Annotated in this window: 24 protein-coding genes; 11 read left to right on the forward strand and 13 right to left on the reverse strand. The window is 44.1% G+C overall.

The window, feature by feature from the left end; translation table 11 throughout:
- Window positions 1-75: 75 nt before the first annotated feature.
- Window positions 76-1,104 (reverse strand): aldo/keto reductase, encoded by a 1,029-nt coding sequence (locus ACFS5N_RS02725; RefSeq protein ID WP_377181978.1) that lies wholly within the window; start codon window positions 1,102-1,104, stop codon window positions 76-78.
- Window positions 1,105-1,580: 476 nt separating this feature from the next.
- On the opposite strand from ACFS5N_RS02725, the gene ACFS5N_RS02730 reads away from it, so the two are divergent.
- On the forward strand, window positions 1,581-2,666 hold the full coding sequence (locus ACFS5N_RS02730) for a DNA topoisomerase IB (RefSeq protein WP_377181980.1): 1,086 nt from the start codon (window positions 1,581-1,583) through the stop codon (window positions 2,664-2,666).
- Window positions 2,667-2,724: 58 nt separating this feature from the next.
- Here the strand turns inward: ACFS5N_RS02730 and ACFS5N_RS02735 are convergent, their stop codons facing one another.
- Both ACFS5N_RS02735 and ACFS5N_RS02740 read right to left on the reverse strand, forming a co-directional pair.
- Complete coding sequence (locus ACFS5N_RS02735) at window positions 2,725-4,473, reverse strand: M56 family metallopeptidase (protein ID WP_377181982.1); 1,749 nt, start codon at window positions 4,471-4,473, stop codon at window positions 2,725-2,727.
- Window positions 4,474-4,479: 6 nt separating this feature from the next.
- Window positions 4,480-4,842, reverse strand: coding sequence for a BlaI/MecI/CopY family transcriptional regulator (locus ACFS5N_RS02740; protein ID WP_377181984.1), 363 nt, complete (start codon window positions 4,840-4,842; stop codon window positions 4,480-4,482).
- A 101-nt stretch (window positions 4,843-4,943) separates the two neighbouring features.
- Between ACFS5N_RS02740 and ACFS5N_RS02745 the strand changes: the two genes are divergently transcribed.
- Together ACFS5N_RS02745 and ACFS5N_RS02750 are read left to right on the forward strand one after the other, a co-directional pair.
- Window positions 4,944-5,786 (forward strand): SDR family oxidoreductase, encoded by an 843-nt coding sequence (locus ACFS5N_RS02745; protein WP_377181986.1) that lies wholly within the window; start codon window positions 4,944-4,946, stop codon window positions 5,784-5,786.
- Between the two features lie 65 nt (window positions 5,787-5,851).
- On the forward strand, window positions 5,852-6,349 hold the full coding sequence (locus tag ACFS5N_RS02750) for a c-type cytochrome (protein ID WP_377181988.1): 498 nt from the start codon (window positions 5,852-5,854) through the stop codon (window positions 6,347-6,349).
- Window positions 6,350-6,425: 76 nt separating this feature from the next.
- Here ACFS5N_RS02750 and ACFS5N_RS02755 read toward each other — a convergent pair whose 3' ends face one another.
- The gene (locus ACFS5N_RS02755) at window positions 6,426-6,626 is read right to left on the reverse strand and encodes a hypothetical protein (protein WP_377181990.1); all 201 of its coding nucleotides are present in this window, start codon (window positions 6,624-6,626) and stop codon (window positions 6,426-6,428) included.
- 138 nt (window positions 6,627-6,764) lie between these two features.
- On the opposite strand from ACFS5N_RS02755, the gene accC reads away from it, so the two are divergent.
- Window positions 6,765-8,243, forward strand: a complete 1,479-nt coding sequence (accC, locus tag ACFS5N_RS02760) for an acetyl-CoA carboxylase biotin carboxylase subunit (protein ID WP_377181992.1) — start codon at window positions 6,765-6,767, stop codon at window positions 8,241-8,243.
- A gap of 17 nt (window positions 8,244-8,260) precedes the next feature.
- Here accC and ACFS5N_RS02765 read toward each other — a convergent pair whose 3' ends face one another.
- On the reverse strand, window positions 8,261-8,725 hold the full coding sequence (locus ACFS5N_RS02765; RefSeq protein ID WP_377181994.1) for an NUDIX domain-containing protein: 465 nt from the start codon (window positions 8,723-8,725) through the stop codon (window positions 8,261-8,263).
- A 60-nt stretch (window positions 8,726-8,785) separates the two neighbouring features.
- Between ACFS5N_RS02765 and ACFS5N_RS02770 the strand changes: the two genes are divergently transcribed.
- Together ACFS5N_RS02770 and ACFS5N_RS02775 are read left to right on the forward strand one after the other, a co-directional pair.
- Complete coding sequence (locus ACFS5N_RS02770; RefSeq protein ID WP_377181996.1) at window positions 8,786-9,373, forward strand: riboflavin synthase; 588 nt, start codon at window positions 8,786-8,788, stop codon at window positions 9,371-9,373.
- A 117-nt stretch (window positions 9,374-9,490) separates the two neighbouring features.
- Window positions 9,491-9,778, forward strand: coding sequence for a hypothetical protein (locus tag ACFS5N_RS02775; RefSeq protein ID WP_377181998.1), 288 nt, complete (start codon window positions 9,491-9,493; stop codon window positions 9,776-9,778).
- 76 nt (window positions 9,779-9,854) lie between these two features.
- Here ACFS5N_RS02775 and ACFS5N_RS02780 read toward each other — a convergent pair whose 3' ends face one another.
- On the reverse strand, window positions 9,855-10,370 hold the full coding sequence (locus ACFS5N_RS02780; protein WP_377182000.1) for a DUF4251 domain-containing protein: 516 nt from the start codon (window positions 10,368-10,370) through the stop codon (window positions 9,855-9,857).
- A gap of 111 nt (window positions 10,371-10,481) precedes the next feature.
- Here ACFS5N_RS02780 and ACFS5N_RS02785 point away from each other — a divergent pair, with 111 nt between their 5' ends.
- Entirely contained in the window at window positions 10,482-11,192 is a 711-nt protein-coding gene (locus ACFS5N_RS02785; RefSeq protein ID WP_377182002.1) for a DNA alkylation repair protein, read from the forward strand.
- A gap of 34 nt (window positions 11,193-11,226) precedes the next feature.
- Here ACFS5N_RS02785 and hscA read toward each other — a convergent pair whose 3' ends face one another.
- Window positions 11,227-13,095 (reverse strand): Fe-S protein assembly chaperone HscA, encoded by a 1,869-nt coding sequence (gene hscA, locus ACFS5N_RS02790; protein ID WP_377182004.1) that lies wholly within the window; start codon window positions 13,093-13,095, stop codon window positions 11,227-11,229.
- Window positions 13,096-13,204: 109 nt separating this feature from the next.
- On the opposite strand from hscA, the gene ACFS5N_RS02795 reads away from it, so the two are divergent.
- Both ACFS5N_RS02795 and ACFS5N_RS02800 read left to right on the forward strand, forming a co-directional pair.
- Complete coding sequence (locus ACFS5N_RS02795; RefSeq protein WP_377182007.1) at window positions 13,205-16,006, forward strand: TolB family protein; 2,802 nt, start codon at window positions 13,205-13,207, stop codon at window positions 16,004-16,006.
- A 9-nt stretch (window positions 16,007-16,015) separates the two neighbouring features.
- Window positions 16,016-16,570: an AAA family ATPase gene (locus ACFS5N_RS02800; protein WP_377182009.1), complete on the forward strand. Its 555-nt coding sequence runs from the start codon at window positions 16,016-16,018 to the stop codon at window positions 16,568-16,570.
- Here ACFS5N_RS02800 and ACFS5N_RS02805 read toward each other — a convergent pair whose 3' ends face one another.
- From ACFS5N_RS02805 to ACFS5N_RS02820, 4 genes are all read right to left on the reverse strand, one after another.
- A complete protein-coding gene (locus ACFS5N_RS02805) occupies window positions 16,571-17,326 on the reverse strand; it encodes a copper homeostasis protein CutC (RefSeq protein ID WP_377182010.1) in 756 nt (251 codons plus the stop codon).
- A 50-nt stretch (window positions 17,327-17,376) separates the two neighbouring features.
- Window positions 17,377-18,396 carry a N(4)-(beta-N-acetylglucosaminyl)-L-asparaginase gene (locus ACFS5N_RS02810; RefSeq protein ID WP_377182011.1) on the reverse strand — a complete coding sequence of 340 codons (1,020 nt, stop codon included), beginning with the start codon at window positions 18,394-18,396 and terminating at the stop codon, window positions 17,377-17,379.
- A gap of 68 nt (window positions 18,397-18,464) precedes the next feature.
- Window positions 18,465-18,689 (reverse strand): hypothetical protein, encoded by a 225-nt coding sequence (locus tag ACFS5N_RS02815; protein ID WP_377182012.1) that lies wholly within the window; start codon window positions 18,687-18,689, stop codon window positions 18,465-18,467.
- Between the two features lie 12 nt (window positions 18,690-18,701).
- Entirely contained in the window at window positions 18,702-19,130 is a 429-nt protein-coding gene (locus ACFS5N_RS02820) for a putative signal transducing protein (protein WP_377182014.1), read from the reverse strand.
- A gap of 49 nt (window positions 19,131-19,179) precedes the next feature.
- On the opposite strand from ACFS5N_RS02820, the gene ACFS5N_RS02825 reads away from it, so the two are divergent.
- Window positions 19,180-20,136 (forward strand): helix-turn-helix transcriptional regulator, encoded by a 957-nt coding sequence (locus tag ACFS5N_RS02825; protein ID WP_377182016.1) that lies wholly within the window; start codon window positions 19,180-19,182, stop codon window positions 20,134-20,136.
- 84 nt (window positions 20,137-20,220) lie between these two features.
- Window positions 20,221-20,658, forward strand: a complete 438-nt coding sequence (locus ACFS5N_RS02830; RefSeq protein WP_377182018.1) for an SRPBCC family protein — start codon at window positions 20,221-20,223, stop codon at window positions 20,656-20,658.
- Window positions 20,659-20,797: 139 nt separating this feature from the next.
- On the opposite strand, the gene ACFS5N_RS02835 is transcribed toward ACFS5N_RS02830, so the two are convergent.
- A complete protein-coding gene (locus ACFS5N_RS02835; RefSeq protein WP_377182020.1) occupies window positions 20,798-22,132 on the reverse strand; it encodes a dihydroorotase in 1,335 nt (444 codons plus the stop codon).
- A 21-nt stretch (window positions 22,133-22,153) separates the two neighbouring features.
- Window positions 22,154-22,738 (reverse strand): NUDIX hydrolase, encoded by a 585-nt coding sequence (locus tag ACFS5N_RS02840; protein ID WP_377182022.1) that lies wholly within the window; start codon window positions 22,736-22,738, stop codon window positions 22,154-22,156.
- Window positions 22,739-22,781: the final 43 nt, after the last annotated feature.

A 22,781-nucleotide genomic window follows, 5' to 3' on the forward strand; every position in this document is an offset into this window, starting at 1 on the left:
TTTACACTAGCCCCATATATCAAATCAAGAAGAGACGCAATACTTCGCGTCTCTTCCAAATATAATAATAACGAGCTACTTAACCAACCGGTCGCCCATTTGGCGGTCTACCATCCAGCCGGGGTATGGTTTTGGTGTAGCGCTGATCTCATCAAGGCGTTTCAGTTCATCTGGAGATAGGGTAATCTCCGTCGATTTTAAATTGTCGTTTAGCTGATCAATGTTTTTGGCACCGATAATAGTGCTGGTGATACCTTTTTGCAAACGCACCCAGGCCAGTGCCACTTGCGCTACCGATACATGGTGAGCTTTGCTGATATCGCCTAAAACATCAATAATATCATAAGCTTTTTCTTTGTCTACCGGCGGAAAATCGAATTTATCTCTGCGCGCACCATCTACATTCTGATTACTGCGGGTATATTTTCCTGACAGGAAACCACCGGCCAGCGGGCTCCACGGAAAGATGGCCAGATGCTGATCTTGTGCCAGCGGAACAATCTCGCGTTCAATGTCGCGCCCGGCAACAGAATAGTAGTATTGCAGACCTACAAATTTGTTCCAGCCGTGCTTCTCGGCAATGCCCAAAGCTTTCATTACCATCCAGGCCGGCCAGTTGCAAATAGCTACATAGCGTACTTTGCCGGTTAATACAATATCGTTAAGTGCGCGTACGGTTTCCTCAATAGGCGTAAACAAATCTACTCCATGTACATACAGCAAATCAATATGATCAAGCTGCAGGCGCTTTAAACTGGCATCAACCGACTGGAAGATATTAAAACGGCTCAGGCCAACATCATTTACATCAGCACTCATGCGGCCCCGTACTTTGGTAGCAATAACCAGGTTATTGCGGTTCAGTCCTACGTCGATAATAGATTGGCCGAGCAGTTGTTCAGATTTACCAAATGAGTAAACATTGGCCGTATCAATAAAATTGATGCCGGCATCTACAACTGTACGCATCATCTGGTTAACCTCGTCTTGCTGTACGCGGCCAATGTTGCCCCAAATGCCTTCTTCGCTGCCGCCAAAGGTCATCGTGCCAAAACATATCTCAGACACCAGCACACCGGTATTACCTAAAAAGTTGTATTTCATAAGTTGATTGGTTGTTGTGATTTAAAGCTTAAAGTTGGCCATTGTGTTTTAATTAATTCGTCAGCGGAGCGTAAAATGCTCATTGAATTGTTTATCCCATTTGTCATCCTGAACGTAGTGAAGGATCTTATCAAAGCTATCAATTCGATAAGATGCTTCATGCTTAACGAGCTTGTCAATGATATTTTAGTGCTATTATGGAATACGATTGCGTGAGCCAGTGCGATTCCCTCCCCTGGGAGGGGCAGGGAGGGGTTTCTACGCTAGTAAAATGGCAAAACCCCTCCCTGCCTTTACGCACAAACCAGCCGCACCCCTCCCAAGGGAGGGAATTTGTACCGCATATTTCGAAATCCTCTTTCCCGCATGGTGGTTGAAGTTCGTAAATTGAGAACCGGGCAAGTCCCGCCATAGAAACGCGCAATCACTAATGAACCAAGCAAAACCAATTGCCTGGCAAACCGTTATTACATCAAATGAACAGACTAATAAAAAAGCTTGAAAAAATTGGTCGCGATCCAAAGATCACGGCTAAGGCTGTGGGGTTGCGCTATGTGTCAGATTCAACGCCTGGATATACGCGCAAAAAAGCCGGTTCCGGCTGGAGTTATGTCGATCCGGACGGAAAGACGGTAAAAGATAAAGAACTGATACAACGCTTTAACAGATTGGTGATACCGCCAGCTTATACCAATGTCTGGATTTCGCCTTATGAAAACGGGCACCTTCAATTTACAGGCACTGATGCCGCCGGCCGCAAGCAGTATCGTTACCATGCCGACTGGAATAAAATTCGCAATCAGTCCAAATATCACCGCCTGCAAAGCTTTGCGGCGCATTTACCGGCTATCAGGCAGCAGGTTGATAAAGACCTGTCGCGTCATGATCTTGACCACGAAAAAGTGGTAGCTTTAGTGGTGCGACTGATGGAACTAACCAGTATAAGGGTAGGTAATGAGTCATACAAAAAGCTATACGGTTCATTTGGGTTAACGACCCTGCAAGACCGGCATGTAAAAATAGAGGGCTCAAATTTGAGGTTTGAGTTTAAAGGTAAAAAAGGCGTCTTTCATAAAATAGCGCTGCAAAGCCGTAAACTGGCGCGTTTGGTTAAACAATGCCGCGATATCCCGGGTAAAGAATTGTTTCAATATTATAATAAAGATGGTACACGCTGTTCTATAGGCTCGGGCGATATTAATACCTACCTGAAAGAGATTACCGGCGAAGATTTTACCGCCAAAGATTTCAGAACCTGGGCCGGTAGCGTAAGTGCTTTATATGCCTTTAAAGAAGCTGGTGAATTTAATTCGGTAACCGAGTGCAAAAAAAAGATTGTAAGTGTGCTGGATGAGGTAGCCATAAATCTGGGTAACACACGCACAGTGTGCAAAAAATACTATGTGCATCCAACCATCATCAAAAGTTATGAAGAAGGGCATCTGTTTAACTACATCAAGACTTTAGACGAAGAGAAAGACGTCAAAGCCGCAGAACTGAATATGGCTGAGCGGGTTTTACTGGAGATTTTGGACAAAGAAAAACTAGCCGAGGCGAGTTAGGAAATGTTAGATGCTTTGTCGTTTCAACCACGGGAGATACCACAAGCGGGCGGTTAGCTCACTGTCCGCTCTTGGTAGTCACTTCAATATCTTTATTAGTTGAATCACTGCTGCCGGCTTTGACATTTACTATATTCATTTTTTGAATCAGTTTAGGGTCAAGTTTATACAATTCTTCCATGGTAGCATCCTTGCCATCTATTCTGATCTTCCGTATTTCTCGCGGAGTAGCCTTTTGAGCGCTGATAACCTGTGCTTTGTTTGCCAGATTAGGCGCCAGTTTCTTTAGCTCTTCTTCGGTAACATCTTTGCCGTTTATGCGGGTGTGGCTTATAGTGCCGCGCGGTTTGATGCTGGTGTCAGACGTAATATAATCAGCCCTTATCATAAATACTTTTTTGACAGGCTTACCGGTCAGGGTTGCTTCAACATTACCGGTTTGCTCGCCTTTTCCATCGTCATGACGTTTAATTTGAATGCCTGTTATTACTTTGTCGGCCCGATCGGCGTCGTCTGATTGAAAGGTGGCTGTTTGTATAGAACCTGTGCCATTTTGTACCACCGTGAGCATGTGTTTTAATGCTTTTTGATCAGCCGGATATTTTGCTACAATATTGATAGTATCTCTTTGCACATGAGGGCGCAACGCATCAAATTTTTCGGCAGATACTTCGCGGCCATTTATTAAGTAAGCAGTTGATTGGCCTGGTATTCTTTTAATTTCAAATGTTTGATTATGGCGGCTTATTGAGTCGTTTTTAATCTGGAATGTCAGCGGGACAGGCAGCGGCAAGGGTAGCATTTTAGCCGTATCGGCATATTGCAGTAATGTTTTACGTACAAGCTTTTTCCTGGGTTTAACTACAGGCCTGGCCGCGGTGGTACCCACAAAATTATGTACCGATGTAAAGATGGTTTTGTAGGCTATTTTACTTTTTTTGACGATATCTGCCTTGGTGATGCTGAATATGCAAAGACATATGATCACCGCGGGCATGAGTACTGCATAACGGGTAAGGTTAATTTTTGACGAGCGGCGCGCATTCATCATACGAATACGTTTTTTAAGCGTCGAAAAATTAAAATGGTTGGTAATATTTGCCGGGGCCTTAGTACCCAGGCTTACATTTAACAAACTGTATTGATATTCTTTACTGTCTGCGCCTTGCTGCAGTATTTTACGGTCGGTAATAAATTCTATATTCTCGCTAACAGCCTTTTTCATGAGCCAGATACCCGGGTTAAACCAATAGAATATCACGCTCACTTCGGCCAGTAAAATATCCAGCGTATGCCATTCGCTTACGTGCACCTGCTCATGTTGCAGAATGCTTTTAAGGTCGGTATTCTCTACCTTATCGGGATTTATAAAAATACTCTGCCAAAACGAAAACGGACTGATATCGGCATCGGTTATCCTCACGTTGTACTGTTGCAAAGTACCTTGTTTTGAGCTTCGGTAAATTTTGTAAAGCGATAAAAACTGTAACAGCAACCGCGCCGCAAAAACCGCAGCACCCAGCCAGAATATTGTTGCCGCCCAGTTCCAATACCATGGGTAGCTGAGCAGCTTTTGGGCAGGTGCCTTCAGGTTAACTACTACCTGCTGTATCGACTCCAGTTTGTGCCGGTGTATAAAGCTGTCGATATTAACAAAAGGATAAAACGAAGAAAAGATGATCCCTAAAACCAGATAAAAACGATTGAGGGTATAAAAGGTAAGTTTGCGCAGCACCAGGTAATAGCCCAGGCAAAAAGCAATAAGCGCTATGTTAACTTTAAGCAGGAAAACAAACAGTGCCGGCATAACACATCAGGGTTTAGGGTTCTCAATAAGGTTGATGATCTCCTTCAGGTCGGTGGCGCTTATCTTTTTATCTTTAGCGAAAAAGGCTACCAGATTTTTATAGGAGTTGTCGAAGTAATCGCTTACAAAGCCGTTCATAAAGCGTTTTTTATATTCTTCTTCTTTAATAGCTGCTTTATAGCGAAACGAGTTACCTATTTTTTTACTGGTCACAAATTCTTTGCGCTCCAGGTTTTTTACGGTTGAGGCCAGGGTGGTATAAGGCGGCTTGGGCTCTGGCATGGCATCTAAAAAATCTTTGATATACCCTTCAGTGCATTGCCAAATGGCCTGCATTGCCTCTTCCTCCTGTACCGATAATTTTTCCATTTATTACGATGTTTTCGTAAAGCTACGAACGCTTCGTAATTAAACAAATTATTTTACCATAAAATGGGTAACAAATACGTTATTTAACATAATTTAACAGCATGGCTATAACAACTACGGTAATAACGGGAGCAACCTCTGGCATAGGCGAGGCCACCGCCTTTGCGCTTGCCAGAAAAGATCATGCGCTTTATCTGCTGGTTAGAAATGTGCAGAAAAGCGGCGAACTCAAACAACGCATCAGCAAAGAAACCGGTAATAAAAATGTACACATTGTTTATTGCGACCTTACCGACCTGACTACGGTAGCCGCCGCTGCCGACGAACTTAGATCAAAGCTGTTCAACGTGCAGGTGCTCATCAATAATGCAGGCGGAATGTTTAACCATTTTGCGTTAACCAAAGACGGCTTTGAAACCACCTTTCAGCTCAACCACCTGGGGCATTTCCTGCTTACTAAAAAACTGATGCCCTTGCTTGAAAAAGGACAGGCGCGAATTATTAATGTAAGCTCAGATCTGCACAGAAGGGGCAAGCCCGATTTTGAAAGCATCAATGATCCGCAGAAATACTCGGCTATGGGGGCATATGGCAACAGTAAACTGTTTAATATATATTTTACCAAATCAATAGCCGGGCGGTACGCAAGCAAAGGCATTACATCGTACGCCTTACATCCCGGCGTAGTAAAAACCAACTTTAATTCTAAACTTACCGGCGGTTTGAAGTTGATGTTCTCGTTAGCTACGCCATTTATGATCACGGCCGAAAAAGGCGCCGAAACTTCGGTTTATTTAGCTACGGCGCCTAAGCTGGAGCCTAAAAGCGGCAGCTATTTTGTCAGGAAAAAGCCGGTGAAACCGGCAGGTATAGCACAAGATGAAACCTCGCGCGAGAGGCTATGGAATTTGAGCGAGACGATGGTAGCTAAATTTGATGTGTAACAATTAAAATAATTGTTGGAACATTGAAAATTAACCATTATTTTAGTGACTTAAATATGACAAACATGCATTTTAACAAAAAGCTTTTAATACCCGTTGTGCTCATTTCAGGTGCCATCACGCTGGCATCCATGACTATGATTAGCCAACAGCAGCCGCCACAGCAGCAACGTGTTGATCCGCCGGTTACTAACCTGAAGGTATTGCCTAAAAAGTTAACCTTTCGTCAGGTTGATCATATTATGGATAATTGGTCTGCTGCCCTGGGTGTCAGATGTAATTTTTGTCATGAAGCAAATACAACTGGCAGAGGCCTGAACTTTGCAAGCGACGCGAAGCCGGAGAAAAAAATGGCCCGTGAGATGTATAAGATGACAGCCAAGCTAAATAACAAATATTTTAAAGGCGAAAAAGATTCGCTGGGCGTAGCCAAAATGGCCAGCGTGAACTGCTACACCTGTCACCACGGCGTTGCACACCTGGAAACGGCTACATGGCCAAAACGCGGCGGTATGATGCCTCCTCCGGCTGGTGGTATGCAGCCTCCTCCCGCACAACATTAATAATAAAGAAATGAAAAAGCCTTACAGATATTCTGTAAGGCTTTTTGTTTGATAATTATTTTGTGAATGAATGTTATTAATTGATAACAGGCTGGCTTAACACTGTTTTTGGATTTTGAACATCTGCTATAGTCTTCGTATAGGGGTGAAATAACAGGTAGCACTTAATAGATACAATAAACGCAATTAATATAGCCACAATTAAATATTGAAAGTCTTCTTTGGTTTGGATGTGTTTATCAAACCAGTATAACGGCCGGTATTTTTTGAGCATCATATTAAATATTTGTTATCAATATTTTAACGGATGTCAGATATAAAGGTTTGGAATATTATTAAATTGTTAAAAAATATTTCCCAGATAATAGTTTAGCGCCTTGCGGTAGCCTGGTCGAATCTTTTACATTTGTCAGATATGCAAAAAATACTGGTAGCCAATCGTGGCGAAATAGCGTTAAGAATAATGCGGTCTGCACGCGAAATGGGCATCAAAACTGTGGCCGTTTATTCGGCTGCCGACAGGGATGCGTTGCATGTTCGTTATGCTGATGAAGCTGTTTTTATAGGTGAGGCACCGTCTAATCAATCGTACCTGGTGGTCGAAAAGATTATCGGGGCCTGCCGCATCACAGGTGCTGAAGCCATACATCCCGGTTATGGTTTTTTAAGCGAAAACCCTGCTTTTGCCCGCCGCGTGCGTGAAGCCGGTTTGATACTTATTGGTCCGTCGCCTGAAGCCATGGAGGTAATGGGCAATAAATTATCGGCCAAAGCAGCCGCTATGCAATATAACATTCCTATGGTGCCCGGAACCGAGGAAGCTATCACAGACATCGGCGAAGCCAAAAAGCGTGCACTTGAAGTTGGTTTTCCTATTTTAATCAAAGCGGCTGCCGGTGGCGGGGGCAAAGGGATGCGCATTGTACACACGGTGGACGATTTTGAAGAACAAATGCATCTGGCCGTTTCAGAAGCTACCTCTGCTTTTGGCGACGGTTCGGTTTTTATCGAGCGATATGTATCATCGCCCAAACATATTGAAATACAGGTGCTGGGTGATACCCACGGCAATATTGTTCATCTGTTTGAGCGCGATTGCTCAGTTCAGCGCCGGCACCAAAAAGTTGTAGAAGAAGCGCCATCGTCAATATTAACGCCTGAGCTGCGCGAAGCTATGGGCAAGTGTGCCGTTGATGTTGCGCGGTCGGTAAACTACACCGGCGCGGGTACCGTGGAGTTTATCATGGACGACCAGCTCAACTTTTATTTCCTGGAGATGAACACCCGCCTGCAGGTTGAGCACCCCGTTACCGAGCTTATAACCGGTGTCGACCTGGTGAAAGAGCAAATTAAAATAGCCCGTGGCGAACCTATTCAGTTTAAACAAGAAGACCTGACTATTACTGGTCATGCCGTCGAGCTGCGTGTTTATGCTGAAGACCCCGCTAATAATTTCCTGCCGGATATTGGTACGCTGCAAACCTATGTTACACCCAAAGGGCCAGGCATACGCGTAGACGATGGTTTTGAGCAGGGTATGGAAATACCTATTTATTACGACCCTATGATAGCCAAACTTATTGCCTGTGGTAAAGACCGCGAAGAAGCTATTGAACGCATGACCAGGGCAATTGATGAGTACATTATTACCGGCATAACTACTACTTTAGGCTTTGGCAGGTTTGTAATGCAGCATCAGGCTTTTAAATCGGGGACGTTTGATACACATTTTGTGCAAAAATACTTTACATCAGAGGCCTTGGAGCAAGACAAGCAGGATGAGGCGAAAATAGCTGCCCTGATAATGCAACAATTGCTCAGCCCGGCAAAAACCTCCGTTGAAACACAGGCTGATGTATCTTCAAACTGGGTGGCCAATCGGCGGGAAATATAATGCGATTACTGTTAAGATTAAATTAAAGACAGCAGCTCATCAATCAATGCGGCTTGTGCCGCGTTAATTTTTATTCGGGCTGCATCAGTTGTGAACCAGCCCGCCCGGTCAATTTCCGGGAACATGGCCATTTTACCTGATTTAGGTGGCCACTCCATTTCGAAGGTGTTGCTCACAACGGTATCAGCATTTAACTCGCCCCGGCCTGCCCAGGCATGCACCGTTTTGCCGCTTTTTTGTTTAATGGGCGATAGTTTGATAAATGTATCGGCATTAAGCGTAGTACCGGTTTCTTCTTCAAACTCCCTTTTTGCAGCTTCCAGCGGATTTTCGTCGGGCAAAAATTCTCCTTTAGGGATAGACCAGTAACCATCGTCTTTATTTTTGAAAAAGGGCCCGCCCGGGTGTACCAAAAAGAATTCAATTTGTGCGTTTATGTTGCGGTACAGTAAAATTCCGGCGCTTTGGTTAGAGATATGCATAACTTTAAATAAACCTGATTTAATATAATTAGTTTTGTGTAGCAATCTACAAAGACATTTATGTTCACCGGAATAATAGAAACACTGGGTAAAGTAACCAATCTGCGTCATGATCAGGGTAATTTGCACATTACCATAGAATCAGCAATATCAAACGAGTTAAAAATCGATCAGTCAGTAGCACACAATGGCGTATGTTTAACCGTGGTTGCTGTTGAGGACGGCAAACACACCGTTACTGCCATTGAAGAAACCCTGAATAAAACAAATCTAGGCCACCTGAAAAGCGGCGAACCTGTAAATCTGGAACGCTGTATGCAAATGAATGCCCGGCTTGACGGCCATATTGTTCAGGGACATGTAGACCAGACCGCCACCTGTACGCAATTTAAAACGCTTGACGGCAGCTGGGAATACACTTTTGAGTACGATGCTTCGAAGGGTAACGTAACCGTTGAGAAAGGCTCTATCTGTGTTAATGGCATAAGTTTAACCGTAGTTAACTCACAAGCCAACACTTTCTCGGTAGCCATTATACCGTACACGTATGAGCATACTAATCTGCATAATGTAAGAGAAGGCTCAGCTGTTAATCTGGAGTTTGATATCATCGGCAAATACGTTGCGCGATTGATGAACAGACCATGATTTAAGCGACATTTATTGCTGTTAGTTTTATAATTCTTCATCACTCATCTGGTGATGAATCCAAATTCGGAACGATTTTTGGTTGACGTAGGTTACATTAATTAAAATGTTAACCCTATGGATACTTTAAAAAAGTTTGGATTGATGGAGAAGATCGTTCACGAATTGGAAGATCTTAAAAATAGCCAACAGGCCGTAATTGCAAAACTGACTAAGATTGAAGTCGATAATATTGATTTAGGCGATAAACGTTTGGAAAAAGAGTTGCCGGATATGCACCAGCGCGTTTCAGACAACTTAGACGCTATTGCCAGTTTGCTGGAGGAATTTGCATCGCAAACTGATGCTTTCAGCAATAAAAACAATATTAACGCCTTAAAAGAGCAGGAAGCATTAAAGGCTTAAAGGTAAACTTTATCGTCGTCAAATATTTTGTTGGCGATTTAAAAGGCTCCCTGTTTCGGGAGCCTTTTTGTTTGCTTTACCTGGAGTAAGAGCCATCGTAAGTAATCACTTTATAATCGTCAATAGTGGCTTCAAGTTTAGCACTACCATCTGGTTTAAGGTTAAATACGTACTTGGTAAGTTTACCACTTTTGGGTTTTATAGTGATATCAACTTCACCATTTTTCTTTTGCTTAACCTGGTAATCATAGCTGGTAGCTGTTGATTTGCTGGCATTTTCTAAAACCGTAGTAGTTGCGTTTACATCAGTGCCCTGGGTTTGAGTTTTGTCATAATAGGGCAGGTAAGACACTACAGAATCTGGCGTAAGTGTGGTGTAATAGTTTCCACTCAGCGCCTTGTGATTATCCTCGGTACGGTCTGAACTGATAGATGCGCCGGCATTGCTGGGATCAACAGGTAAGGTGGCATTTTTAGCGGTAAATTTAAATTTTTTGCTGTCGGCCATTGATTTAAGGTCAGTGGCAGAGGTTTGCGCGCGGGCCATACTGATGCTCGCGATAACAAGTAGGGGCAATAATATGCGTTTCATTTTATTAGATGTTAGTTAAAAAATATAACTGTCTAAATAATTACAATTGCTGATAACCAACTGTTTGAAAATTTATCATTATTTTAGTAACAATAAGCTTACCCTGACACGATGATGACCGTTCCCCAAATAATGGCCGACCTGCAGCAGCATGGTGACGAAGGCATCAAAAAGATTTTGTTAAAGCACGGTGTTAAAGAGCCGTTTTTTGGCGTTAAGGTTGAGCATCTTAAAACCATCCAAAAAAAGATCAGGACAGATTATCAGCTGGCTAAAGACCTTTACGCCACGGGCAATGCCGATGCCATGTATCTGGCCGGATTAATTACGGATGATAAGAAAATGAGCATAGATGACCTGCAAACCTGGGTACGGCAAGCGGTGTCAGACAATATAGCCGACTATATGGTTCCATGGGTTACCGCGGGCGGTAACTTTGGTTGGGAACTGGCATTACAATGGATTGAGGATCACGAAGCGCATGTTGTATCGGCCGGGTGGTTTACATTGGCTAACCTGGTAGCGCTAAAGCCCGATGCCGAACTGGACTTGGCAGCGCTGAGAACATTGCTTAGCCGCGTCGAAAAAAACATCCATACAGCGCCCAACCGGGTGCGTTCAGGCATGAATATTTTTATGATATGTTTGGGGAGCTATATAAGCTCAATGACCGGCGAGGTAATTGATACTGCCCGGCGCATAGGCCCGGTAACCGTGATTAAAGAGGGCACAGCCTGCAAAACGCCGCTGGCGACAGATTATATTGAAAAAGTAAGATTGCGGGGGAAGCTGGGCCAAAAAAAGAAAACGGTAAAGTGTTAACTCCACCGTTGCTAAAATTTTGTTAGGCCAACCGTTAATCTAACTGATCATCGATGCTTTTGCCTTTCATGGCTGTGGCTATGGCGTGGTCCATTAGCCGCTCTGCGAATGGGCGTGTAAATTCGTTGATAAGGTCGAGTTGTTTTAAAATGGCATCTTTATCCTCTTTTGTCAAAATATCTTTCAACTCGGCTATATATTGTTGTGTTGCGGTAACTTCTTCGGCAGATAAATAGCTTCCATTCTTTTCCAGGAACCTTTCAATCGTGTAAACCATTTGTTCGCCCTCTGTGCGTGCTTCAATCAGCATACGTGCGCTTACGTCGTCCTTAGCGTGAGTAATACTGTCCAGCAGCATTTGTTCAACCTGGTCGTCAGTGATGCCGTAGGTGGGTTTCACATCAATCTCCTGTTTAACACCTGAGCGTAATTCGATAGCCTGTATTTTCAGGATCCCGTCGGCATTCAGTAAGAAATTGATATCTACTTTAGGGAAACCAGCCGGCATAGCCGGGATGCCTTTCAGCTCAAATTCGGCCAGCTTACGGTTCTCTTTGATCAGGTCGCGTTCGCCCTGATAGACGGCTATCTTCATGTTCACCTGGCCATCTTTTGAGGTGGTGTATTGGCGTCCGGCCTTAGTAGGTACCTTGCTGTTACGCGGGATGATCACATCCATTAAGCCACCCATGGTTTCAATACCCAATGACAGCGGCGTAACGTCCAGTAGCAAAATATCTTTTCGGTTACCGGCCAGAATATCCGCCTGAATAGCGGCGCCCAAAGCTACCACCTCATCCGGATTTACGTCATCATGAACTGGGCGTTTAAAAAAATCGGCCACCATTTTCTTTACTAAACCGGTGCGGGTTGAGCCACCTACCATCACTACCTCATCAATCTGGTCAACAGTTAATTTTGCGTCACTAAGTGCATTTTCGCAGGCAGTTATGGTTTGCTGTACCTTAGGTAATATCAGTTGTTCAAAAGTATTGCGGTCAAGCGTACACCATATATCGCCTAATTGCTCATTGAATAAGCTTTGGTGACTGAAGGCTTTTTTTGCTTCTTCAGCTTTTAAACGCAGGGCTTGTGTAAGCTCGTGGTTCGTCGCTAATTCAGTTTTATTGAGTTGATTTTTTTCGATCCAGTAATCAACAATAGCGCGATCAAAGTCGTCGCCCCCCAAAAAAGTATCCCCATTGGTTGACAGCACCTCAAAAATGCCGTTTTGTATTTGCAGGATCGATACGTCAAACGTACCGCCTCCCAAATCATAGACGGCAATGGTTTTAGTTTCTTCAGGATTTAAACCTATACCATAAGCCAGGCTGGCAGCGGTAGGTTCATTTACAATGCGCAAAACGTCCAGTCCGGCCAGTTTACCTGCGTCGCGGGTAGCCTGGCGTTGTGAGTCATTAAAGTAAGCCGGTACGGTGATAACTGCGCGGTTAACCGGTGTTTTTAACGCATGCTCGGCCCGGGCTTTCAGCTCTTTCAAAATCATGCCCGATAGTTCAATAGGCGTATAAAACTTATCGCCAACGTTGATTTTTACCAGGCTTTCAGAATCGTCATCAATAACTTTATAGCTAAAAAAATCTTTATAATTTTCGATGTCCTTGTAGCTACGGCCCAATAATCTTTTTACCGAAAAAATGGTGTTCTGCGGATCGGTAACCAGATAATCTTTAGCCTCATTACCAACAGTAACATCGCCAGCCGCGCCAAAATGTACTATCGACGGCACCAGCACACCCTTGCCGGCATCGTTAATCACTTGCGCGTTTTTATCAGGATTGATAAAAGCTACCAATGAGTTAGTAGTACCCAGATCAATACCTACAATAATCTCTTCTTTTTGTAAAGAGCCGGTAGCCAGGTTTATCGAAATTTTAGCCATTACGTATTATTAACAAACAATCGGCAAATGTAGTTAGTTTAGTAACACAGTATGTCATGTTATTGTGAATTGAATATTTGTTTATTTTATTTGTGGCAGATTCACACCGATGCTAACCAAAAAAAACACGCGGGAAAAACTTTTATTGGCATTTTTGACACTTATTGCCACAGTGGCAAAAGCCCAGGAGTTTGGCGGTAACCCGCCATCAATTAAATGGCGGCAGGTGAATACCAGGGCAGCAAAGGTGATATTTCCGGCTGGTATGGATTCTATTGGCTCAAGGGTGGCAAATATTGTCAATCAGATGAATCCGCTGGTACAACCTACTATCGGGTACAAGCAAAAGCAGATCAGTATCCTGCTGCAAAATCAAACCACGGTCTCGAATGCTTATGTTGGACTAGCACCTTTCAGAAGCGAATTTTATTTGACGCCCGATCAGAACAGTTTTGAAATAGGTACACTGCCCTGGGCAGATCAACTGGCTATTCATGAGTACCGGCACGTACAGCAATTCAATAATTTTAACGTCGGGTTGTCAAAAGCGCTGAAATTTGTGTTTGGCGAAAGCGGGCAGGCGTTTGGCAATGACCTGGCTATACCGAACTGGTTTTATGAGGGGGACGCCGTTTTTAACGAAACCCACGTAAGCGGGCGGGGCAGAGGGCGGCTACCTTACTTTTTTAACGGTTACCGGGCGCTTTGGGACGCCGGTAAAAATTACAGCTGGATGAAGCTGCGCAACGGATCGTTTGTTGATTTTATACCAGACTGGTACCCCATGGGCTATATGCAGGTGGCGTACGGCAGAGAAAAATATGGAGAAGATTTCTGGAAAAATGTAACACATGATGCGGCTGCTTATCGCAGTTTGTTTTTCCCGATGCAGTCTGCCATTAAGCGTTATTCGGGCCAAAGCTTTAAACAGTTTACCCAAGCCGGTTTTGATCATTTTAAATTGATCTATAGCAAAGACGAACATGCAGCAGATACAAGCCCTTACAAAAGCGAAGAGTATCCGTTTTTTGTGGATGACAATACGCTTATCTATGTAAAGTCAACCTATAAAGTTCCGGCACAGTTTACCATCAGGTGTAATGGTATCGATAAAAAAATCATTACCAGGGCTATATCTATTGATAGTTATTTCGACTATGCTGCGGGCAAGATTGTTTATGCCGCAAATCGCCCTGACTTGCGCTGGGGCTATCGCGACTATAACGAGTTGCGTTTGCTGGATATAAATACCGGTAAAGAAACCACGATCACGCGTCGCACCAAATATTTTTCACCATCGCTGAGTGACGACGGTAAACGCGTGGTGGCAGTTGAAGTTGATCCGGGTGGAGCTAACCAGCTGCAGATATTGGATACCGAGGGTAATTTAATTACAACGGTTCCAAACCGCGAAAACTTATTTTATACTTATCCTAAGTTTTTTAACAATTCGCAGCTGATAGCCCCTGTGCGCGATACTCAGGGAAAGATGAGTTTGGCCCTGGTTGATATTGCTACCGGCCGTTTAAAATACCTGCTGCCATTTTCGTTTCAGCCTGTTGCGTTCCCCAGGGTGCATGGCGATATGGTTTATTTTTCGGCAACTTCAGGTATTAATGATCGTCTGTTTGCGGTTAATATTGTTACAGGCAAGCTTTATACCACTAAGCAAAGCGGACTTAATAAGTACCAAGCTACAGTAACCGACAATAAAATAGCTTGGGTTGAATTTACGGCAACCGGTTATAAGATCAGGCAGGCGGACGACACCGCAGTCAAATGGACAGAACTGCCCGACAATCATATCCCGGGTGGATTGTCTGCCTTTAATGTCTCGAATTTGTCAAGGGATTCGGCTGCCAACTTGCTGCCGGCTATTGCCAGTAACCCGTTGCCGGTGACAAGGTATAACAAAGGCTATCATTTCTTTAACTTTCACAGCCTGGTGCCCGATTTTAGCGACCCTAACTATACCGTAACGCTTGAAGGGGAGAACATATTAAATACCTTCCAATCTGAAATATTATTTAACTATAACCGTAACGAGGGATATAAAGAGTTTGGTTTTGATGGGGCATACGGTGCATTGTTTCCATGGATTATTGCTGGTTTTAACTATACGCTGGATAGGCGCGCTTTTTACCATAACACTAATATTTACTGGAATGAAAGCGACATACACGGCGGGGTGCAGGTGCCGTTAAATTTCAGCTCGGGCAGAAATATAACGGGCTTAACACTGGCTTCGACTTTGCACTTTACATCGACATCGTTTCAGCAACAACTGCAAAAAATATTTGATCAATCATATAGCTACCTGAGTAATACGGTGATATTCAGTAACCATATCCAGCAGGCCAGGCAAAATATTTATCCCCGGTTTGGCGAAAGTATCACATTCAACTATAAACGTTCAATCAGCAGCTTAACGGCTAACCAGACGTTGATTAACGGAACTTTGTTTTTGCCGGGTTTGGCTACTAACCATAACCTGCTTATTAACCTGGCCCATCAGCAAAGCGGCAGCGATAATGTGATCAGTTTTTCAAACGACTTTCCGTTTAGCCGCGGTTATACTGCCGAAAATTTACACCAGCTCGATAAGTTTGGTGCCGATTATCATTTCCCGATTGCTTACCCGGATGCCGGCATAGCCAACACACTTTATTTTATGCGTATACGCGGTGATCTGTTTTTTGACGCCACGCGCGCGCGCTACTTTATAAGCCGCACAACTACCGCAAGTGCCGATTTTAAATCAGTTGGCGGTACGCTGTATTTTGATACCAAATGGTTCAACCAGCAATCATTAACCTTTGGCGTTCGTTATAGCCATTTGTTAAATGCTGATATGTTTGGTAATGCCGGGCCAAATGTGCTTGAAATAGTTTTGCCGGTATCTTTCTTGTGATTCAATATTATGCATATTCATATCTTAGGTGCTTCGGGCAGCGGTGTCACTACGCTTGGCAAGGCGCTGGCTAAACAAATTGATTATCCCTATTTTGACAGCGACACTTATTTCTGGTTGCCGTCCGATCCGCCTTTTATTAGCCGGAGGCCGCCTGAAGAACGCAACCCGCTGCTGATCTCACATTTAGCGCAGCATGAAAACTGGATATTGGGCGGCTCCATATTCAGCTGGAGCGAGGATGTATTTCTGGACTATGACCTGGTGGTGTTTCTATATCTTCCGCCCGAAATTAGATTACAGCGATTAAGAGATCGGGAATATGAGCGTTACGGAGATATAATCTATACTGATCCCGAAAGGAAACTACAATACGAGATATTCATGAGCTGGGCGGTTGACTATGATGAAGCGAAAGGTTTGGCTAAACGTACGCTGCCTGCTCATGAAGCCTGGTTGGAAACGCTTAACGTACCTATCCTTGAATTACGCGGCGACTTGACGGTACAGCAGAGGGTTGATGCTATAATAAAGTCGATGGGAGAATTAAGAAATATGTGCTGACTATAAGGCAGGGGCTTCATTAGCTTTGGCAATGACAGCTTTAACGCGCTCTGCGTCTGTAACATCAATGGCATATTCATCGCCAAAGGTGCTACCCATTATTATATGATTGTTAGAAAACAGCATTTTACTTTGTACACGCGATTGTAGAGTGCCATGAAGTTCATTTACCCCTGTAAACAGAACCAGGTCGGCGGCATTAATTTCAGTCAAACCGCTGCCTGCCATGATAGCTATGCGGCCATTGGCCTGTTTTACCAGGTCAGCAATTACGCGTGCGCCCTCAACAGCTGTACTTTTACCGCCGGATGTAAGGATACGTTCATAGCCCAGTTCAATCACATCCTCTAATGCTTGCGCATAATCGGCACACATATCAAAAGCACGGTGAAAGGTAGCACCTAGCCCGGCATTTTTAGCCATATCAACTAATATGCGGTTACGTTCTTTATCTATAGTGCCATCTGCATTCAAAATGCCGGTTACTATGCCGTCGCATTTCGCATCGATACAATATTGTACGTCGGCAACCATGGTGTCAAACTCTATGTCGCTGTACAAAAAATCGGCGCCGCGGGGGCGTATCAATACATAAAGTTGAATGTTAAGCAATTTTCTGGCTACGGTAATTTGCCCCGGCGATGGAGTAGTGCCGCCTGCATACAGGTTATCGCATAATTCAACGCGTACGGCACCGCCTTCCTGGGCCGCAAGCGCAGACGTAATTGAATTGGCACACACTTCCAAAACTACCATGATAAATTGGGGTTAATTATCAGGCGAATATATTACTTATAGTTACAGGATTAATCTTTTACCGTCTCATAAAAATACTTACCCGGAATAATAAGGTCTTGTTTCTGCGCATTGCAAACGGCAAAAGTAAAACCTTTGTGCAGCGCATAAGCGCCATATTCGCCTTTTTTGTTGATAGCTAAAAAGCCAACCTGTATTTCTTTAACAGTCTCGGGTTTCCTTTTAATGATGCGATGACAAGCTTCTTTACAGGCGTCCTGCGGGGTATAACCCTGGCGCATTAGTTCGACTACCAAAAAGCTGCCCACGTTACGAATAACCTCTTCGCCCACACCAGTTGATGTTGCGCCGCCAACCTCATTGTCAACATATAAACCCGCGCCAATAATCGGGCTGTCGCCAACACGGCCGTGCATTTTCCAGGCCATGCCGCTGGTGGTACAAGCGCCAGAGATATTACCTTTTGCATCAATAGCCAGCATGCCAATGGTATCGTGGTTTGATTTGCCGCCCGGCATCTCATTTTCTATATTCATCACCGGTTTGTACTCATGTTTTACCAGCCATTTTTTCCAGGCTTTTTCTGATTCGGGTGTAAGCAACTTTTCCTTTTTAAAGCCTTGCTCAATAGCAAACTGCCGAGCGCCGTCGCCTACCAATAACACGTGCGGCGTTTTTTCCATCACTGCACGCGCCACCGAAATAGGATGGGCTATATCCTCCATAGCTGCTACCGCGCCGCAATTACCTTGCTCATCCATAATGCAGGCGTCCAGTGTAACGTGTCCGTCGCGGTCGGGGTACCCGGCGCGGCCGACACTATGGTTTTTCAAATCAGCTTCAGGTATTTTTACGCCGGCTTCAACGGCATCCAGCGCACGGCCGCCTTTTGATAATATGCGCCAGGCCTCTTTATTGGCGGCAACGCCAAAGTCCCAGGTCGATATTACTATAGGCTTAACAGGCGCATTTGGCGTATTTAAAACGCGCTTAGCCATTGCTGATGCTGACAGCGCCGTCAACGATGCGCTTAATGAAGATAGTTTGATGAATTTTCGGCGGTTATACATTCAGGCAATATAAAAAAATCATATCACAAAATAAAGCCGGTTGCGGTCGCCCCAAAATGTAATAACCTTTATTCGGTATGCATATCCTGAGCCAGTAATTTGCGGCATTTTTCCAGGTCACGTTCAAATACTTTGATCTTGTAGGCGCCCAGATCGTTAGTGTTTAAAGGATAAATGCCCGCGGCGTTTTCATCAATGTAAGATGATATGCCGGCAGTTTGCAATTTGCCCAGATCAATTTCGGCTGCCATAAAATCTATATAGGAGCCCAGCGTTACTATTTTGTCTTCCATAGTATTCGGTCTTTATTTTTCCATTGCTTCTTGTTTCGATAGCTTAAAATTCGTGCCACAGTCTTTACAAATCCAAGTTCGGTTGATATATGGCGGGTAAGCACCTCCTGCAAGCGCAGACAAAAAGATATAAAACCAGTTTCGTTTAAAAGGGGCGGGGCCGTAAAAAACATTGGATGAATGACAATCGGGGCACGAGATCAGTGCTTCACCCTCTGCAAGAATAGGTTCTTCATGCAGTATAACATGGCATTTTTCGAGATCGTGTTCAAATACTTTTATTTTAACGCCGCCTATCATTAAATTATAAGCAGGATTGCTGTTCAACACGTTGTCGTCGGCAATAAAACAAGGAATGTCATTTGCTTCCAGCCGACCTCGAATAATCTCGGCTTCCATAACATCGTAATAAGCGTCAAGGGTTACAATTTTATCTTTCATAGGTATTAGATTATCTAAATATACGCAGGATTATTTAATTTGGCGGTATATGAACCGTATAGATCGCATATCTGCTATTTTAATTCAGCTGCAATCGCGCAGGGTGGTTAAGGCATCAGATATTGCCGAGCGATTTAACATCAGTTTGCGTACGGTTTACCGTGATATTAAAACCCTGGAAGAAGCGGGTATACCGCTTATAGGCGAAGCCGGAGTAGGTTATTCCATTATGGAAGGGTACCGCTTACCGCCGGTGATGTTTACCAAAGAAGAAGCTACTGCCTTTCTGACTGCCGAAAAGTTTGTGGAAACACTTACTGACAAGGCAACTGCTGCGCAATATAAATCGGCCATGTACAAGGTGCGGGCCATTCTGAAAGCTACTGAAAAGGACATGCTGGAGCGTATCGACGACAGGATAGAAGTGATACGCGGGGTACATATTCCTGAAATGGATAATACCGATCATATTCAGACCATTCTGCATAGTATATCCCAAAAACATGTGTTGTCGTTAAATTACTTTGCCCAGCATAGCCAGGAACACACGCGACGTTATGTTGAACCTATCGGAATGTTTTTTATGAGCGGATTTTGGCATTTAATTGCCTATTGCCGCTTGCGGAAAGCCTACCGCGATTTTCGTGTAGACCGGATCAAGAACCTGGTGGTAACAGACGAACACTTTACTGAGGAACATCCGTCGCTTAAAGACTATATCGCCCAAAAAACTACCGAAAAAGTATTAGATGCGGTGGTGATACTGGTTGATAAAAATGTACATCCGCATTTACATCAACAGAAATATTACAGCGGGTTTATCTCTGAAAGATCTGTTGGCGATATGATAGAGATGACTTTTTTAACCAGTTCATTAGAAGGCTTTGCGCATTGGTACATGATGTTTGGCCAAAGCGCCGAGATCATCTCGCCCGATAGCCTGCGCGAGCGGGTGCGCGAGATCACCGAAAAACTTATGCAGCGCAATTTTTCTATAAGCTACTGACATAGGGTTGTCATGCCCGGTTTGCTTTTTTGTCAACAGATCGACAAATCATCTGTTAAACAAAAACACTAAAACAAACCTGTTATGACAAGCATCACGCTAAACACAAGCATTATTATTAACGCGCCGGCCCACCTGGTTTGGAAAGCCCTGACTGACGAGGAGATCGTCAAAAAATATTTTTTTGGTACCCATCAGCAAAGTAATTGGCAAAAAGGCAGCGACATTATATGGACAGGCGCCTGGGAGGGGAAAACCTATCGCGACCATGGAAAAATACTGGACATTGTACCCGGCAGCCGCCTGCAATACAGTTATTGGAGCAGCATGAGCAATTTGCCCGATATTCCTGAAAATTATCAAAATGTAACTTATGATCTGTCTGAAACTGACGGCGTAACCACGCTGCATATCACACAGGATAATGTTAAAGACGAAGCCGCAAAAGAGCATTCTGAATCAAACTGGCAATATATTTTTGGCGAGATGAAAAGGATGTTGGAGAACGGGGATGTAGAGTAAAAAAACTAAAGGGCCAATGGCGGTGCGATTCCCTCCCTTGGGAGGGGCAGGGAGGGGTTTAATTTGCTTGATGGCGAAACCCCTCCCTGCCTTTGCGCTCTTGGCAGCAGCACCCCTCCCAAGGGAGGGAATTGAAAGGCTATCGCTCAAAACTCATACGCTTGCCGCTGGTCTCACTTACAAACTTGCCCTCACTCCAGGCGAGATTGCCTGATACGATGGTGTGTTTAACTGTTGAGCGAAATGTTGCGCCTTCAAACGGGCTCCAGCCGCATTTGTAGAGGATGTTGCTTTTGTTTACCTGCCAGGGTTTGTTGAGATCTACAAGTACCAGGTCGGCAAAGTAACCTTCGCGTATATAGCCGCGTTTTTCTATCTGGAAGCAGATGGCAACGTTATGCGCCATTTTCTCAACTATCTGTTCTAAAGTGATTTTACCGTGGTGATAAAGCTCGAGCATGGCTACCAGTGCGTGCTGTACTAATGGTCCGCCAGACGGGGCCTGCAGGTAAGGCTGTTCTTTTTCTTCCAATGTATGCGGCGCATGGTCGGTAGCTATGACGTCGATATGCCCGTCCAGAACGGCTTTTAAAATACCGTCGCGGTCGTGCTCGGTTTTAACCGCCGGGTTCCATTTAATGAAGTTTCCTTTGGTTTCGTAATCCCTGTCAGTAAACCACATATGATGTATACAAGCTTCTGCGGTAATGCGCTTTTCTTTAAGCGGGGTTGTATTGTCAAACAGGTGAGTTTCTTTTTCTGTCGATATATGCAGAATATGCAGGCGGGTATTATGCTTTTTGGCCAGCTCAACCGCCATTGACGATGATAAATAACAAGCCTCTTCACTGCGGATCTTTGGGTGCAACTTTACCGGGATATTGTCGCCCAATAGTTGCTTATAATGCGCCAGGTTGCTTTGTATGGTAGCTTCATCCTCGCAATGGGTAGCAATGAGCATTGGCGCCTGCGCAAACAGATTCTCTAAGGTAACCGGGTTATCTACCAGCATATTGCCCGTTGATGACCCCATGAAAACCTTGATACCGCAAACGTTTTTGACATCTGTCCTTAAAACCTCATCCAGGTTATTGTTGGATGCGCCCATAAAGAAAGAATAATTAGCCAGCGAGTTTTGGGCGGCTATCTGATATTTATCTTCCAGTAATTCTTGAGTCAGCGTGTTGGGTACCGTATTTGGCATCTCCATAAACGAAGTAATACCACCGGCCACCGCTGCGCGCGATTCAGAATGAATATTGGCTTTATGTGTTAAACCCGGCTCGCGAAAATGTACCTGATCGTCAATAGCGCCGGGGAAAAGGTATAAACCTTCGGCGTTGATAGTGGTGTCGGCCGATGCGTCAATTTGCGGGGCGATCTTTTCGATCAATCCGTCTTTAACCAGTATATCGGCTACAAATTGTCTGTTCTCGTTTACTACAGTTGCTGCTTTGATGAGGATGGATGCCATGTTGCAAATATATTGAATGCCTCAACGTTTATCTAACTGAAAAATTTCCGGATAGGCCAAGGCCGCTTTTAAAATAAAATTCAGCGAGTCTGTTACTGATATTTCGCCGCTAATGGCCATCTTCAAAACATCTGGCGCGGGTTTGGTCATTATCAAAATATCCTCGGTGCTATCCAGTTTTTGAACAGAATTAAAAGCCGCATCAAATAAAATAAAACCATGCGTTACCTGGTTGAGCTTGGTTGGGTTGTTAATGATCTTACCCAATGAGATCAGTTGATCAGGTGTAGCTTTTATGCCGGTTTCCTCTTCCAGTTCATTCAATGCCGATTCAATTATGGAGCGGTTTTTTTGCAGCATACCGCCCGGTAGCTCAATCAATATTTCGCCTATACCGTGTTTATATTGCTGTACTAATACTACCTCGTTATCTCTGGTAACAGCCAGCACTTGCACTACATCGCCAAGCGGAGAGTAATAGTAATCGTCAATAACATTACCGTTAGCCAGTTTAACTGTATGTTTCATCACGGGGAACCACGGGCTCGGCGACACATCTTCTTCTTTAAGTAATGTCCATTTCTGAATATCTTTATTTGTTTGCATGGGATAAAATTAAAGTTTTATACTTAAATCTGGGGGGCAAACC

The sequence above is a fragment of the Mucilaginibacter ximonensis genome, from assembly GCF_042686265.1.
Taxonomy (GTDB): domain Bacteria; phylum Bacteroidota; class Bacteroidia; order Sphingobacteriales; family Sphingobacteriaceae; genus Mucilaginibacter; species Mucilaginibacter ximonensis.

What these genes read in the sequence shown, in the direction of transcription:
- ACFS5N_RS02775 (WP_377181998.1), top strand. Translation starts at nt 9,491, where the DNA reads ATGGATACTTTAAAAAAGTTTGGATTGATGGAGAAGATCGTTCACGAA.
- ACFS5N_RS02770 (WP_377181996.1), top strand. Translation starts at nt 8,786, where the DNA reads ATGTTCACCGGAATAATAGAAACACTGGGTAAAGTAACCAATCTGCGT.
- ACFS5N_RS02745 (WP_377181986.1), top strand. Translation starts at nt 4,944, where the DNA reads ATGGCTATAACAACTACGGTAATAACGGGAGCAACCTCTGGCATAGGC.
- ACFS5N_RS02825 (WP_377182016.1), top strand. Translation starts at nt 19,180, where the DNA reads ATGAACCGTATAGATCGCATATCTGCTATTTTAATTCAGCTGCAATCG.
- accC (WP_377181992.1), top strand. Translation starts at nt 6,765, where the DNA reads ATGCAAAAAATACTGGTAGCCAATCGTGGCGAAATAGCGTTAAGAATA.
- ACFS5N_RS02795 (WP_377182007.1), top strand. Translation starts at nt 13,205, where the DNA reads ATGCTAACCAAAAAAAACACGCGGGAAAAACTTTTATTGGCATTTTTG.
- ACFS5N_RS02800 (WP_377182009.1), top strand. Translation starts at nt 16,016, where the DNA reads ATGCATATTCATATCTTAGGTGCTTCGGGCAGCGGTGTCACTACGCTT.
- ACFS5N_RS02835 (WP_377182020.1), bottom strand. Translation starts at nt 22,132, where the DNA reads ATGGCATCCATCCTCATCAAAGCAGCAACTGTAGTAAACGAGAACAGA.
- ACFS5N_RS02840 (WP_377182022.1), bottom strand. Translation starts at nt 22,738, where the DNA reads ATGCAAACAAATAAAGATATTCAGAAATGGACATTACTTAAAGAAGAA.
- ACFS5N_RS02735 (WP_377181982.1), bottom strand. Translation starts at nt 4,473, where the DNA reads ATGCCGGCACTGTTTGTTTTCCTGCTTAAAGTTAACATAGCGCTTATT.
- ACFS5N_RS02755 (WP_377181990.1), bottom strand. Translation starts at nt 6,626, where the DNA reads ATGATGCTCAAAAAATACCGGCCGTTATACTGGTTTGATAAACACATC.
- ACFS5N_RS02730 (WP_377181980.1), top strand. Translation starts at nt 1,581, where the DNA reads ATGAACAGACTAATAAAAAAGCTTGAAAAAATTGGTCGCGATCCAAAG.
- ACFS5N_RS02765 (WP_377181994.1), bottom strand. Translation starts at nt 8,725, where the DNA reads ATGCATATCTCTAACCAAAGCGCCGGAATTTTACTGTACCGCAACATA.
- ACFS5N_RS02725 (WP_377181978.1), bottom strand. Translation starts at nt 1,104, where the DNA reads ATGAAATACAACTTTTTAGGTAATACCGGTGTGCTGGTGTCTGAGATA.
- hscA (WP_377182004.1), bottom strand. Translation starts at nt 13,095, where the DNA reads ATGGCTAAAATTTCGATAAACCTGGCTACCGGCTCTTTACAAAAAGAA.
- ACFS5N_RS02740 (WP_377181984.1), bottom strand. Translation starts at nt 4,842, where the DNA reads ATGGAAAAATTATCGGTACAGGAGGAAGAGGCAATGCAGGCCATTTGG.
- ACFS5N_RS02820 (WP_377182014.1), bottom strand. Translation starts at nt 19,130, where the DNA reads ATGAAAGATAAAATTGTAACCCTTGACGCTTATTACGATGTTATGGAA.
- ACFS5N_RS02815 (WP_377182012.1), bottom strand. Translation starts at nt 18,689, where the DNA reads ATGGAAGACAAAATAGTAACGCTGGGCTCCTATATAGATTTTATGGCA.
- ACFS5N_RS02785 (WP_377182002.1), top strand. Translation starts at nt 10,482, where the DNA reads ATGATGACCGTTCCCCAAATAATGGCCGACCTGCAGCAGCATGGTGAC.
- ACFS5N_RS02780 (WP_377182000.1), bottom strand. Translation starts at nt 10,370, where the DNA reads ATGAAACGCATATTATTGCCCCTACTTGTTATCGCGAGCATCAGTATG.
- ACFS5N_RS02750 (WP_377181988.1), top strand. Translation starts at nt 5,852, where the DNA reads ATGCATTTTAACAAAAAGCTTTTAATACCCGTTGTGCTCATTTCAGGT.
- ACFS5N_RS02805 (WP_377182010.1), bottom strand. Translation starts at nt 17,326, where the DNA reads ATGGTAGTTTTGGAAGTGTGTGCCAATTCAATTACGTCTGCGCTTGCG.
- ACFS5N_RS02830 (WP_377182018.1), top strand. Translation starts at nt 20,221, where the DNA reads ATGACAAGCATCACGCTAAACACAAGCATTATTATTAACGCGCCGGCC.
- ACFS5N_RS02810 (WP_377182011.1), bottom strand. Translation starts at nt 18,396, where the DNA reads ATGTATAACCGCCGAAAATTCATCAAACTATCTTCATTAAGCGCATCG.